At 57.3% G+C, this 13,500-nt stretch carries 10 protein-coding genes and 2 pseudogenes; 3 read left to right on the forward strand and 9 right to left on the reverse strand.

Annotated features, from left to right (window positions below):
- Nucleotides 1–302: 302 nt before the first annotated feature.
- A complete protein-coding gene (locus AGR7B_RS24410; RefSeq protein WP_078053834.1) occupies nt 303–545 on the reverse strand; it encodes a hypothetical protein in 243 nt (80 codons plus the stop codon).
- Between the two features lie 341 nt (nt 546–886).
- Between AGR7B_RS24410 and AGR7B_RS24415 the strand changes: the two genes are divergently transcribed.
- Complete coding sequence (locus tag AGR7B_RS24415; protein ID WP_080858340.1) at nt 887–4,465, forward strand: autotransporter outer membrane beta-barrel domain-containing protein; 3,579 nt, start codon at nt 887–889, stop codon at nt 4,463–4,465.
- 271 nt (nt 4,466–4,736) lie between these two features.
- Here AGR7B_RS24415 and AGR7B_RS24420 read toward each other — a convergent pair whose 3' ends face one another.
- From AGR7B_RS24420 to AGR7B_RS24435, 5 genes and pseudogenes are all read right to left on the reverse strand, one after another.
- Nucleotides 4,737–5,030: a type II toxin-antitoxin system RelE/ParE family toxin gene (locus tag AGR7B_RS24420; protein ID WP_078053756.1), complete on the reverse strand. Its 294-nt coding sequence runs from the start codon at nt 5,028–5,030 to the stop codon at nt 4,737–4,739.
- Nucleotides 5,027–5,335, reverse strand: a complete 309-nt coding sequence (locus AGR7B_RS24425; protein ID WP_078053757.1) for a type II toxin-antitoxin system RelB/DinJ family antitoxin — start codon at nt 5,333–5,335, stop codon at nt 5,027–5,029. The genes AGR7B_RS24420 and AGR7B_RS24425 overlap by 4 nt, the downstream gene beginning before the upstream one ends.
- A gap of 502 nt (nt 5,336–5,837) precedes the next feature.
- Nucleotides 5,838–6,038, reverse strand: coding sequence for a 2Fe-2S iron-sulfur cluster-binding protein (locus AGR7B_RS26495; RefSeq protein WP_342065058.1), 201 nt, complete (start codon nt 6,036–6,038; stop codon nt 5,838–5,840).
- A gap of 251 nt (nt 6,039–6,289) precedes the next feature.
- A pseudogene (locus tag AGR7B_RS24430) lies at nt 6,290–7,891 on the reverse strand (FAD-binding oxidoreductase); the annotation flags it as partial.
- A 54-nt stretch (nt 7,892–7,945) separates the two neighbouring features.
- On the reverse strand, nt 7,946–8,557 hold the full coding sequence (locus AGR7B_RS24435) for a glutathione S-transferase family protein (protein ID WP_080821278.1): 612 nt from the start codon (nt 8,555–8,557) through the stop codon (nt 7,946–7,948).
- A gap of 120 nt (nt 8,558–8,677) precedes the next feature.
- On the opposite strand from AGR7B_RS24435, the gene AGR7B_RS24440 reads away from it, so the two are divergent.
- Nucleotides 8,678–9,571: a LysR family transcriptional regulator gene (locus AGR7B_RS24440; RefSeq protein WP_080858341.1), complete on the forward strand. Its 894-nt coding sequence runs from the start codon at nt 8,678–8,680 to the stop codon at nt 9,569–9,571.
- A 304-nt stretch (nt 9,572–9,875) separates the two neighbouring features.
- Here AGR7B_RS24440 and AGR7B_RS24445 read toward each other — a convergent pair whose 3' ends face one another.
- Complete coding sequence (locus tag AGR7B_RS24445; RefSeq protein WP_078053797.1) at nt 9,876–11,243, reverse strand: FAD-containing oxidoreductase; 1,368 nt, start codon at nt 11,241–11,243, stop codon at nt 9,876–9,878.
- On the reverse strand, nt 11,240–11,701 hold the full coding sequence (locus AGR7B_RS24450; protein WP_080858342.1) for a DUF4126 family protein: 462 nt from the start codon (nt 11,699–11,701) through the stop codon (nt 11,240–11,242). The genes AGR7B_RS24445 and AGR7B_RS24450 overlap by 4 nt, the downstream gene beginning before the upstream one ends.
- Nucleotides 11,702–12,053: 352 nt before the next feature.
- Between AGR7B_RS24450 and AGR7B_RS24455 the strand changes: the two are divergent.
- A pseudogene (locus tag AGR7B_RS24455) lies at nt 12,054–12,278 on the forward strand (glutathione S-transferase N-terminal domain-containing protein); the annotation flags it as partial.
- 498 nt (nt 12,279–12,776) lie between these two features.
- Here the strand turns inward: AGR7B_RS24455 and AGR7B_RS24460 are convergent.
- On the reverse strand, nt 12,777–13,436 hold the full coding sequence (locus AGR7B_RS24460; RefSeq protein ID WP_078053800.1) for a DUF2161 domain-containing phosphodiesterase: 660 nt from the start codon (nt 13,434–13,436) through the stop codon (nt 12,777–12,779).
- Between the last annotated feature and the right edge of the window lie 64 nt (nt 13,437–13,500).

Raw genomic sequence — 13,500 nt, forward strand, 5'->3', positions numbered from 1 at the left:
AATCAGGCACATAGGTTTCACGCACTGATTTGCTCAAGTATTGAGGGCAAACCTGTGGTGATCCCAGACTTGGGACGTTACGTCATCGATAGGAGAGCCGTCTCTGGTTCCGCAATAAGCGTATCTACCCAGCCCCATCGCGCCTACGGACTAAGCACAGCGAAAAGGTCGGCTTGTCAGAACGCTTCGGCGGCGCATTTCCGGTGACCGAGGCCGTATTTGCGACTTGTGGGGAGGAATACTGCTGCAAATCGCGTTTTAGGTAAAGTTCACTGGGTTTGCCTGCGATCTCGACCCAGAAACTACTCGGCGGCGATATCGTTATCGCCTAGCAACGCAATGAACGCTTCTCTCAGGTTTTGGCAACGATAAAGCAGTTCGACCTTTTCATTTTTGAGTCGCCGCAGAAAGGTCAGCTCTCTGTCGTCAGCGTCGTTCGACATTGCCCTGAGGCGGAGATCGGTTTCGATCTCTCGAACTGCCATTTCGCAGGCCGCGATTTCCTTAAGCAGCCGCTCCCAGTGTTTCTCCAACACAAAGCTCACGTCGTTGGTCCGTCTATCGCCCCTGTTTACCAAGGGTTAACATAACCGAAGCGGATTTGGGATGGCGGTTCCCTATATGGTTAACGCTGCAGAGAGTAGTGTGGACCCACGACACCCTAAATTAATACGCTAGGTAGCCGCTGGATGCGGAACACCAACCATTTCGGCTGCGTCGGTCCAGTTTTCTAACGGCTGCGCAACTTCGAATTCACCGTTGATTATATTTTAGTAATATATAGATCTCAATCATCTGGAACAACCATTGGGCGAATTCGATTCGGGGAGATGGTTCCGCGAGAAGCACTCTTCAGCTTTATCGGGACGGAAGATGGGGACCGTGAATGACCGCACCTGGAGCATTTTTCAAGAAGCGTCCATCTAACGGGGGTGGGTCTTTCTTAGATAATTCTGATACAAATCGAGCAAATAACATGCTCATCCGTGGCGGCCGAGTGGGGAAGTGTAAGAGGATCGTCGGTGGCATAGCGCCTTGTGAAGCGCGTTTGGTACTGTCATTTGAAAGTTTGTCCGTCATTTCGGCGGCGGCAGTTACATCGGTGCTCCTCTGGTCTTCGCCATCGCTGGCAGGTAGCTGCGATCCCGCTGGCCCTGGAACCTGGAGCTGTTCCGGCGCTGCCACAGGGAGCGATCCGTCGGCGGTGATCTTTTCCTCCGCGCCCGTAACGGTTGTCACACAACCAGGATTTGGTTTGTCAGCCTCTGGGGAAGCCATCAGAGTCGAGACCATCGGAGGGATCGCCATAACGGACGGAAATGCGTCCTCCATAACGTCCTCTGGTGGGCAGGGTATTTTGGCGATCAATGATGTTTTCGGCGCGGTTGAAATAACATCGAACGGTAGCATCACCGGCGTTGACGGTATCTATGTCATCAATACCGGTACAGGTCCCACAACGATCACATCCTCAGGCACGGCGATTGGGACAATCGGTAATGGTGTCTATGTTTCCCACGACGGTTTCGCAACAGACCTGACCGTCAGCCAGACGGGCGGGACGATTTTTGGCGCGGATAACGGAATTTCCACAACCAATCGTGGATTTGGGGTGACCGCAATTAGTGTCGCCGGCGATGTGGACGGTGCAGCCGAAAACGGTATATGGGCGCAAAATTTCGCTAACGCGACAGGCATCACGATTTCCCAGGCAGCCGGCAGCACGATAACCGGTTATACACATGGCATCCGCGCCGATAATTGGGCGGCCGGCGCCATATCGATCACGACAGCCGGGATCATCAACCAGACCCAGACTGGCGCGGCAAATAACGACACATTTGGTGTCTATGCCTACAATTCCACAGCCGGGACAGATATCATTCTTACCCAGACCGCGGGATCGATCTCCGGCAATTGGTTCGGCATGTATGCCAATAATCAGGGTAGCGGCTCAACGACGATCATCAGTTCCGGCGATGCCACGGCAATCGTACGCGCTGGACTTTACGCTTATAACGCGGCCACAGCGGACAGTATTGTTGTAAGCCAGACTTCCGGAACGGTCAAAGGCGGCACCTATGGTGTTTTCGCAGACAATGCGGGAACCGGCACAACAACGGTTACACTTTCCGGCGATGTGATCGCCTCCGGTGACTACGGTGTCTATTCGCGTAATGCCAGCAGCGCCACCGATCTGACCGTAAGACAAACGGCGGGTTCTATTGCTGGCAGAACCGGCATTCTGGCGTCGAATAGGGGTACGGGCGCCTCGCTGGTCAGCGTCGGTGGTAGGGTGAGTGGCGGTGCGGGCGCGGGTATCCAAACGATTGCAGCGAACGGCTCGACAATAGATATCGCAGCTTCCGCAACGGTCACGGCAACGTCCGGAATAGCCATTCGTGACGGCGGTGTTGCGGGTAACCCGATTGCATCGGACACGATTGGCGGGAATGTCGTCGTTAACAGCGCTGGCACCGTAACCGGTGATGCGGTCCTCGGCCTCGGCGATGACACCTTCAATCTGGCTAGGGGAACCTATATCGGTAATATCTACGGTGACGACAGAGACGACGCTCGAAGCAACGACGGTGTCACAAACCATGAAGGCAATGATACGTTCACCTGGACGGGCGGCACTCTGGCTGGCGGCTTCTACGGTCAGGACGGTTCCGATACAGCGATGGTAAGCGCATCGGCCTATGATGGTTCTCAGGTGCTCGACGGCGGCGATGATACCTCGGTTGCCGACGGCATGATCGATACGCTTACGCTTCGCGGTGTGAAAGCGACCACGAATGGCGGCAGGATCATCAATTGGGAAGTTGTCAATCTGGATGGTGCCAATCTGTCGATCGACGACGGCACATGGCATGTCGGCGAGCCGGACGAAGCAACGACCGGTGTGTTCCTGAACAACAATTCCACACTTGACGGCATGGCATCACTCGCCTTCGACGGCAATATGACGATTGATTCAACGTCCAATTTAGTCGGAACGGGCAACGGAACCGGGTTCTATTCGTTCAGCGGCGATGTGGCCAACGCCGGAACCATCACCACGGTGGACGATGCTGTCGGCGATGTCGTCATCATCGGTGGAAATTATAGCGGCAATGGCGGACAGATGCTGTTCGATGTTGCCCTTGGTGATGACAACTCCAATACGGATATGGTCATCGTCAATGGCGACACATCGGGCACGACAAATGTCGGCGTCAACAATGTCGGTGGCACGGGTGCGCAGACCAGTGAAGGTATCCGTATCATCGAAGTGAACGGTGCTTCCAACGGTGTTTTCTCGCTCATTGGCGACTACACGGTGGGTGACAGGCAAGCGGTCGTTGCAGGTGCCTACGCCTATCAGCTTTATCAAGGGGGCACTTCATCACCGAATGATGGCAACTGGTATTTGCGTTCGCAATTGACCGTGTCGAATCCGACGCCGACTGCTCCGCTTTATCAGGCCGGTGTTCCGACCTACGAGGCATACCCCCGGGCATTGCGGGGTCTGAACGGCGTGCCAACCTTGCAGCAACGTGTCGGTAATCGTTTCTGGGCCGGTAATGGCGCTTCTGTCGGCACACCTTATCCCACTCCCGAACAAGCAGGCGTTGCGATCGAAGGAAACGGTGTATGGGGCCGCATTGAAGGTGTGCATAACAGCATCGAACCGCGTTTCTCGACCTCCGGCACCAAGTCCGAGCAGAATATCTTCAAACTTCAGGCCGGTATTGATGGGCTGTTTACAGAAGCGGAAAGCGGCAAGCTGATTGGCGGGTTCACAATCCATTACGCCCATGGCAAAACCGACACCGGTTCTGTTTACGGCGATGGGGAGATCAGCACGGACGGTTACGGTCTTGGCGGGACATTGACCTGGTATGGCGAGAGCGGTTTCTATCTGGACGGTCAGGCTCAGATGACCTGGTACACGAGCGATCTCGACTCTCTCCTTGCCCGTACAAACCTCACCGACAACAATGGCGGTTTTGGCTACACACTGTCGTTGGAAAGCGGCAAGCGCATTGCCATCGATCCAGCCTGGTCCATCACGCCGCAGGCCCAGCTGGTCTATTCCAATGTCGACTTCGACGCGTTTACCGATACATTCGGCGCCCGTGTCAGCCTCGACCGTGGAGAAAGCCTGCAAGGCCGTCTCGGTGTGACCCTCGACCACGAAAGCTCGTGGCGGAACGACGAGGGACTGCTCAATCGCACCCACGTCCACGGCATTGGCAATCTCTACTATGAGTTTCTTGAAGGGACGAGTGTCAATGTCGAGGGAGTGAGCTTCGCCAGCCGCAATGATCGTGTATGGGGCGGTCTGGGGATCGGGGGAACCTATAGCTGGGACGACGACAAGTATTCGATCTATGGCGAAGCTCTGGTTCAGACCAGCCTGAATGACTTCGGCGACAGTTACTCCGTCAGGGGACAGGTGGGCCTACGCGTGAAGTGGTAAAAGGCTGACGGTATCGGACCATTCCAGGACGCGCCGATGTAATGAACGTCGACGATAGCGGCACCCGTGATCGAAAATTCATAGATCGGCCGGATACCCCCAACCTGCCCCGGAAGCCGATAATTCTGGTCATCGCGAGCAGTTCATCAGGGTGGGTTTAGATCGCGCTACGCTGACGGGCCGATTGCGCGCTTGCACAACGGACCATACGAAACGCCGCGGGATCGATCGGCAGTGTTGATACTGGTCGGTCCGGTTCGACTGTGGTTGATCAGTTTTGCAGCAGATATTCTGGCCATTCCTGCGCGCCATGGAGTACGCGAAGAATTCGAACTGTCGTCTCGGTAGTGGCGTAGGCGGCGACGTAAGGTGTACCATTGATGACGAGTTCGCGTGTACCGGCGATTCTACCCAAGCGCCCACTGGCAGGAAAGTCGAGCAAGCGACGGGCGGCGGATACTATCCGCTCATCGATGAGAATAGCGGCCGCAGGATTATCTGCCTCAATATACGTGAAGATGGCGTCGCGATCCGATAGCGCAAACGCCGACCAAGTAAGCTTCACGATTCTGTCGAACCCACTTTAAGGCGGGCCGCCGCTCGGCGTTTGGCAAAGTGCGCCTCGGCCTCGTCGTCTGTTAAATCCGACCGAGTATCATTTAACGCTTCGAGCACCTTGGTCCGAAACCAGGCATCGTGTGTTTCACTCCCAGAAAGAAGTTCAAGAGGTAGCGCCCCTTCGTTAGCAGTCCGGGTGAGCATAATACGAACCGCATCAGATACCGTGAGCCCCATGCTTTCAAGCACGGCCGAAGCCCGATCCCGAACTTCGGCATCAATGCGTGTTTGGACAAGAGCGTTTGCAGCCATGACTATCTCCTACATTTTCAGAGATAGTAATGCAATTGAATGACGATTTCCAGATGCAGTTTTGTGCCGGAATAATCCGCTCTCGGCGCTCAAATGCTCTTGAAGGGATCAGAACCCTCGCCCCGAGAGTTAGTCCGCCAAGCTATTGAAAATACAGACGGTGCATGCAAGCGGAGCGTGGGTTGTAATGTTGCGTTAAATTATGCAACTTTTGCTCCGGTGAACACCGACAAGTATTGAACCCAAGGCACTGCGGAAAGCGGCCCATCTTGCCTCCTTGAAGAGCATGGAACGACGACCCGCCGTAGCGACGGACTAAGTCTCAGAGGATCAAATCATGGACTTGTGAGATCGATGCAAGTGCTTCAGTGCATAAGCACATCCCCCAGCGCCAGGATCCGGAAGCGGTAACGCAGCAATTCAGTGTTTCTCAGAGAATATTCTCACTCACCTCGCCTACACGGCGGGGATAGGAAAACGCGCGTACCGATCCGGCCAGCCATTACAGTTCGAGCTTTAAAGCCTCATCCATTTGTGCAGGTACCGAACAGCAGATTAGTGCCTCTCCAGCTGCTACGGCACAGCCAGGCTCTGATTGATAGCTGACGGCACCCTTGACAATCTTCGTTCGGCAATCGCCGCAATTGCCTGCTCGGCAGCCGAAGACCGGACTGAGTCCGAGCTGCTCGGCGACTTCCAGCAACGCCCCCCGCCTGGCTGCCAGAGTGTCTCTTTTCCCGACCGAGTGAAGACGACGCGGATCGGTGCCTTGGCTGCAGGCTTGCGCGGCAGAGAGGACGAGTAAGCACCTGGATCTCGCTTCAGGCCGGAAGGGCCAAACTGCTCTGCATGTATCCGACCGTCTGGGATATTTAGTCCGCGCAGCCCGTCATATATGGATTGCATGAAGGAAGATGGTCCGCAGATATAGAAATCATAGTCGTTAAATGGCAGATGTGCGTTCAACAGCGTCATGTCGACGCGACCGACTGCATCAAAAAGACCTTCGTCCTCGACATCGGGCGCTCCGAGCACCCGGATATCTCGAATTGTCCCTTCGCTGCGCTCAACCAGTTCGCCGATTTCGCGATCAAACGCTCTTTCAGCAGAGACATGCGACGACCGGAACAACCAGATTCCCCGCCGATAGCGCGTCCTGTCGCCAGTTTGGACAACGTGGCGCAGCATGGACAGCAACGGCGTGATCCCGATGCCAGCAGCGAGGAGAACGGCCGGCCGGTTCCGTTCCATCGCGTCGATGGTAAACGCTCCGACCGGTGGCAGTGCCTCGATCTCGTCGCCTTCACGCAGTGCGTGCAAGAGCGTTGATGCCCTACCCTGACTCTTCACGCTCAATCTGTAGAAGCCATCCAATGGAGCACTGGATATTGTATAGCTCCGACGAAGCGAGTCCGCCCCGTCCCTCATTCTGATCGGCAGATGCTGGCCCGCAAGGTGGGGAATGACAGCTTCTTCATCGACTGGTGCAAGGTGAAGCGAACGGACGGTGGAACTCTCCCGAATGGCCTTCTGCACGCGGAAGCGCCGCCACGTCTTTGGCTGGGCTGCTATCTTTAAGCGGCTAGCGGCCTCACTCCATCCGCCTGTCATCAAACTGTTCGGTGACATACCGCCTTCGATCAAGCTCCACCGCAGCGGCAAGGCGTCTTTGCGCATCACCACCTTCTCTGGCATGACATGCCACAGACGCTCGGCGCCCTCGAAGGCGGCAATTTCGGGTGAATCCAAAATGACGTCGACGCGGCCGGTGATCTGCAGCATGTCGCCCGTCTCGTGATCCACGAACAGAAGTCCGGCGCGCGAATTGATGATGAAGTTACCAAGCGTGTTGAAAAACTGATTTCCATTGAAATCCGGTATGGTCAGGCCACCATCGGCATCCACGCGGACGAAACCGCGTCGGCCGCCCCGATGGGAGACATCCACCTGCCGTCCCTCACCCTCGCGCTCCACATATGAGGCAACGAAGAGGGTGTCGGCAGCTGTGATGAGACCCCGTGCGTCTGCGTCCAGTCCATTTGAAACCAGCACCTCGGACCGCCTCGGCAAAGCCGGATCGCGCACAAAGCTGAACTGCCGATTTTGGATGTAGCGCGGACAGTTGCCGAAGCTCTGCCCGACTGAAACGGAAAAGCGTTCGTTGCCGCTGCGGATGACAGTACCATTTAGCCGATTGCGTCGGCGCGTTATTAGATCGACGCCAACCAGACCGATCGGTTCCCCATCGATGATGCCGGCTTCGGCCGGATCATCCGGATCGCTCGCGGCATTAATATCCAGCGTCAGAGGATCGGGCGAATGCAGAAAGCCTGGCCGTCCGCTGCGGATCGTCGCCCATGGCATGCCATCACGATCGACAGATCCGATCACGATGAAGGGCAGCAGCGAATAGAACTCCCGGTGCTGATCGAGCATAAAGGTGCGCAGGACCCTGCGGCCGATGGGGTCCATCTGCTCGACCACGCCGGCGTGCCGCTGCAACTGCAGTTCACCCGCATGCCATGGTGACGATGGTGAGGATTCTTCAGCAGGCATCGGCCTCTCCTTTGGGAAGGCAGCCGGAACCAAGGTCCCGGCCGCAAGATTGTCTCAGGCTGCGAGGCCGACCGGCGTTTTGGGGAAAGGGACGAAACCGGGCAAAGCTTCGATCCGCGCCAGCCACTGGAGAACATGCGGATGCGCTGCCAGGTCGACATTGCCTTCCGGCGCGCCAGCGATGTAGCTGTAGAGTGCGACATCCGCGATCGTCGGCGTTTCGCCTGTCATGAAGGGGTGATCATCAAGCTCCGCATTGATGAGGGCAAGAACCCGGTGAGCGCGTGCGATCACCTCCTCGGCCCGGAAATCTGCCCCGAAGACCGTAACCAATCGCGCCGCGCATGGGCCATAGGCAATCTCTCCGGCCGCGACGGATAGCCACTTCTGGATCTTCGCGGTGGAAGCCAGATCATCCGGCAGCCAGTCTTTGCGTCCGAACTTCGTGGCGACATAGACCAGGATGGCATTGGAATCGTTGACGACGACATCGCCATCTTCGAGCACCGGCACCTGCCCGAACGGGTTGAGCTTCAGGAACTCGGGCGTCTTGTGCTCGCCATGCGCCAGATCAACGTCGACAATCTCAGCTTTCACGTTGAGCAGAGAAAGGAAGAGGCGGGCGCGGTGCGCATGACCCGAAAGTGGAAAGTGATAGAGTTTCATCGCTGGCTCCCTTGAGATCCGGACACCATCATCCGGCGATGGCAGAAAGGTAGCGGCATCCATCTTTTCGTAGTAGAGCTCCATTTCTGGAGTCATCCTCTCGTTTTATGGAAGGCATATATGGATCGGCTTGATTCCATGGCGGTGCTGCTCTCTGTCGTGGAGCATGGCAGCCTTTCCGCCGCGTCACGCGCAATGCACTCGCCGCTCCCGACAGTCAGCCGCAAGATCGCCGAATTGGAGGCTCATCTCGGCGTGCGCCTGATCACTCGCACCAGCCGCCGGATTCTGCTTACAGAGGCCGGGGAGAGTTATGTCGCGGCAGCACGCGAGATTCTCGAGCGAGTGGAAGACGCCGAACGCCGTGCCAAAGGAGAATATGCGGCGCCGAAGGGTGATCTGACCATGACGGCGCCGATTGTCTTCGGCCGCTTGCATGTGCTGCCGGTGATCACGGACTTCCTGAAGGCCTATCCGGATATCAACATTCACCTGACGCTGAGCGATCGGACGGTCAGTCTCGCTGACGAACATATCGATGTTGCTCTGCGCATCAGCGCGCTTTCAGACAGCAGCCTGATCGCGATCCGTCTGGGTTCGATCCGCACCACGACCTATGGCAATCCCGACTATCTGAAGCGGCACTCCCTTCCCTCAAATCCTCACGACCTCAAGGACCATGATTGCATCGCCTTCAACGGAGTACTGTCAACGCGGTCATGGACGTTCCGCGACGGGGCAAAGGAAGTCGAAGTGCCGATCCGGACGCGCCTTTCCGTCAACACGGCAGAAGCGGCGGTCGATGCTGCAGCCGCCGGTCTCGGGATAACACGTGTCATGGCTTATCAGGCGAAGCGAGCAGTCGATGCCGGCTTGCTGGTGCCGCTGTTGGAGACTTTTGAACCGAAGGCGTCGCCGGTTCATCTCCTCCACATATCGGAGGGCCTGATGCCGCTCAAACTCAGAACGTTCCTCGACTTCGCAACTCCGCGACTGAGGGAATTGTTGAGATAGGGTAGGGCTTTCCCACATACAAAGGTTTTGTGAACGCCTTGATGGGATCAAAACCACCGACGCTGTTATTACAAACTCCCTCAGCACGAGATCGGCAGGCTAAGCAAGAGCTTGGTTTAACGTCACGGTTGCTTTAGAGGCAGTAAGCAGCCTGCCAATTCTCTGGGCCCATTGTAAATGGCTGCCGCCCAAACAGGTACGACCCACAATCAAGATTTCCGCCCCACGAACTGGGTCTGCAGTGGGTGGGACTGTTTCCCTAACAATGAGATTGGCAGACTGCTTCAATGTTGTTCGGTCCTGGCTAAGCGTCAGGTTCCCTGAGGTCGCCGATCAACGTCGGCACCAGTTCGCCGACGGTCGGATGGATCGGTACGGCCCATCTAAGTTTTTCGGTCGTGGCTTCCATGTTCATGGCATCGAGAACGCCATAGACCGCCTCGTCACCCCCCACCCCGAGAAAGGCGGCACCGAGTACCTGGTCGGTGTCGGCATCGGCCACGAGTTTGAGGAGGCCGAGCGTCTCGCCCTTCTCGACGGCGCGGCCGACGCGGCTCATGGGACGGGTCGAGACCTTGATCCGGTGGCCGGCCTCTTTCGCCTGGCGCTCTGTCATGCCAACACGCCCGAGCGGTGGATCGATGTAGAGGCCATAGCCGAGGATGCGGTCGGTCACCTTGCGGTCGCCGCCGTCGAGGAGGTTCGCCGCCGCGATCTCGAAATCATTGTAGGATGTGTGGGTGAAGGCCCCTCGCCCATTGCAGTCGCCAAGTGCCCAGACACCGTCGGCAGTCGTCTGCAGACGCTCATCGACGGTGATGAAGCCGCGCCGATCGGTCTCGACGCCTGCGAGATCGAGCCCGAGATCGTCGGTATTCGGCTGACGTCCGACGGCGACCAGGACATGGCTGCCACGAACTTCGCCCTGATCAGTCCGCACGACCACGTCTGCGCCGTCTCTGGCAATGGATAGCAGATTGTGGCCCCGAAGAATCTGGATGCCATCCTTTGTCAGTACATCCGCGATGGCTTGCGAGATATCCGTGTCCTCCCGAGCCGCCAGGTGCTGCCCGCGCTCGATGACAGTGACCTCCGCGCCGAAGCGCCGATACATCTGGGCGAATTCCAATCCAATATAACTGCCACCGAGAATGACCAGATGCTTCGGCAATTCCTCAAGCGCGATCATCGACGTGCTCGTGAGATAAGGCACGTCGGCGAGGCCCGGAACATCGGGGATATGCGGCCGCGCGCCCACATTGATGAAAATCTGCGGGGCGGTGTAGCGCTTCCCTTCCACGGATACCGCCTTCGCGGCGACGAATTTGGCGTGGCCATAGACCACATCCATCGTCTCGAGACTGTCGAACCAAGCCGCCAGACCGCTTCTCGCGTCTAGGGTCACCTTCCTGGCGCGGGCTGCCACGGCCGACATGTCCACGATGGGCTCGCCATCAATCTTGACGCCGAATTCCGATGCACGCCGGGCGACCTCGGCGGTCTTGGCACTGGCGACCAGGGCCTTTGTCGGCATGCATCCGGCATTTACGCAGGTTCCGCCAAGAAACTTCCGTTCGATCAGGACTACCTTGCGGCCCATCGCGGCCATGCGGGCGGCGAGGAACGGTCCGGCCTGTCCTGCTCCAATGAAGATCGCGTCGTACTCCCTCATGACACGGCCGTCGCGGCGAGCAGTGCAAGTGCAATGGCGACCGCATCTTCGATGAGGGCGGCGGGGAGATCACGGCCGAACCGGTTGGCGAGATAGCCGCGACCAGCCGCACCGCCAAATGTTCCGATCACAGCGCCGACGACACCCGCGAGGAGCCCAACAACCACCATGCCCTCAGTTGCGGCGATCGTCGCACCGCTGAGAGCGCCCGCCGCGATACGTGCTCCGAACTGCATGGGCACTTTGCGTGAAGGCGTGCTGGGAAGCTGGTCGGTGATGAGTTCGATGATGGCAAGCACGGTAAAAATCGCCACGGCCCAGATCGACCCCATGAAGGAGAGACTGCTTTGTGAAATATCGAACCATCCGAGATAGGCACTCCAGGCAACTACGGCGGGAGCGGTCATGGCGCGTAGACCGGCAACGAATCCTATGACAATTGTGAAAAGAATGAGCATGCGGGTCCCCAGAAAGTTGCGCAAATCAAGAACGTGCCGCGGCGCCTAATGGGCAGAGATATAGCGGGGCTACCGTACACGTCCGGAGGCATCACTCCGGAGGAAGGCTGTCAGCGTTGATCATGCCCCTATTGATCCACATGCCGTGTCCTAGGCCCGGTAAGTCTTAAGCGTACCATTCCCGAGCAGTTCGGTCGATAGCGGTGCGGAATCGACGCAGAGAACGAGATCACACGGCCCCCAGCTTACAAAGGGTCAGCGCTCAGTTGAGCTCCATGTTCGCTCTCAATGCATTTTGGGGACCAGCAATAACCAGCCCCGTTAGTGGTTTGCATGACCAATGGAGTACAACATAAGCGACTTCGACCTTTATTATTGGCCAGTTCCGTTTCGAGGTCTCTTCATTCGCGGAACTCTGGCCCATTGTGGGAGTTCCTGGGATGAACACGATGTCGATGCGGTTGAAGGCATTATGGATTTCGGGGTGGAAAAGCAGCCGGTCGCTTTCAAGGGGCCACCCGTTCTGATTGACCGTGAGCGCAATTTCGCAATCTCTCAGATGCTGGTGATCGTCATCTAATCATTCCGAAAGGTAGCTGGTTGACTTATGCCGGCGAGGCGCCATCGCTTTGTCTGTTGTGCAGCCGGTCCGGATTCTGAAAAGACTCAAACTGACGCCCCTGCTATTCCACAATCGTTGTAGATGAGCCGAACAAGCCACGGAGATTCGGCACGAATATTCCGGCTTGCCTCAACTGTCACAAAAAAGATGATAGCAACGCTGCTATTCTGCGCCTTTCCGGCCAGCCAAGCGCCTCTCTGGTAAATCAGCTTCGCCTTTTCAGTAAGAAGCGGCGTGGCGGTGGTCCCCCTACCACTGATCATGAAGTGGACCGTCGAACATTTGAATGAAGAAGACATCGAACCGATGGCCGCTTAAGGCCAGAGGGCTTGGTCCTGCCATGGAAGCATTGACGGCCTGGTGGAACAAATGCGGAAAGAGCACCCCCAAAAGGTGAGTCGGGGACGCAAGCCGACGCCGAAGATCTGAATGGAGTGGTGTGAAACCGCGGCCTCAAATGCAGTCCTGCTGCGGCCATCGCTGCAAGGCTTCACATCCGGCCGGCGTCAGGCCATACACTCCTCGATCGAGCCGCTCAAACCAGCCATAAACATTCGCAAGCAGGATCTTCCCTGCATCCGGAATGCTGGACCTGACCTGACGCACACGCATCGGCCCTGACGACAGCGCCAAAGCGCAGCCAAGCGCCTGCTGGCGATACGCGGTCATGATCGGCGCGCGGGTGCTTCCGCCTGCTGTTGGATCGCCGCGTCGTTTCCGGTGTTCACGCATGAGCCGCGACCGCCGTTTCGGATTGGTTCGCGGCATCGGCGATATCGAACCAACGATCATGCTGACCTCGCCGGTATCGGCGATACCGAGCATGCCGATCCCGAGCCTGCGGCAAAGGTCGCGGTAACGCCTGTCGGCCTCGCGGCCTTTACCCCTGGCCGAGACCCGAGCCGCGATCCAGACTTCATCGGCGATAGCCGCGCGATCAACGGCCTGCAAAATGAGTTCCAGATTGAAACTCAGTTTCAGCTCGCAAATCACGACAACCGGCGGATCGCCATCGCTCAAACCGACAAGGTCGCAACCGCCAACTTCGCCCTTGACGGTGTAACCCGCCTTTTCAAGAAAGCCTTTGATGGGCAGATAAAGCGATGTTTCCATGTGCCTGCAGGTTCAAATGAGTATCCGCCCCCAGATACATCGATACCCCCACACAGGACAACCT

It is taken from the genome of Agrobacterium deltaense RV3 (assembly GCF_900013505.1).
Taxonomy (GTDB): Bacteria; Pseudomonadota; Alphaproteobacteria; order Rhizobiales; family Rhizobiaceae; genus Agrobacterium; species Agrobacterium leguminum.

What these genes read in the sequence shown, in the direction of transcription:
- AGR7B_RS24425 (WP_078053757.1), bottom strand. Translation starts at nt 5,335, where the DNA reads ATGGCTGCAAACGCTCTTGTCCAAACACGCATTGATGCCGAAGTTCGG.
- AGR7B_RS24435 (WP_080821278.1), bottom strand. Translation starts at nt 8,557, where the DNA reads ATGAAACTCTATCACTTTCCACTTTCGGGTCATGCGCACCGCGCCCGC.
- AGR7B_RS24445 (WP_078053797.1), bottom strand. Translation starts at nt 11,243, where the DNA reads ATGAGGGAGTACGACGCGATCTTCATTGGAGCAGGACAGGCCGGACCG.
- AGR7B_RS24440 (WP_080858341.1), top strand. Translation starts at nt 8,678, where the DNA reads ATGGATCGGCTTGATTCCATGGCGGTGCTGCTCTCTGTCGTGGAGCAT.
- AGR7B_RS24460 (WP_078053800.1), bottom strand. Translation starts at nt 13,436, where the DNA reads ATGGAAACATCGCTTTATCTGCCCATCAAAGGCTTTCTTGAAAAGGCG.
- AGR7B_RS24450 (WP_080858342.1), bottom strand. Translation starts at nt 11,701, where the DNA reads ATGCTCATTCTTTTCACAATTGTCATAGGATTCGTTGCCGGTCTACGC.
- AGR7B_RS24415 (WP_080858340.1), top strand. Translation starts at nt 887, where the DNA reads ATGACCGCACCTGGAGCATTTTTCAAGAAGCGTCCATCTAACGGGGGT.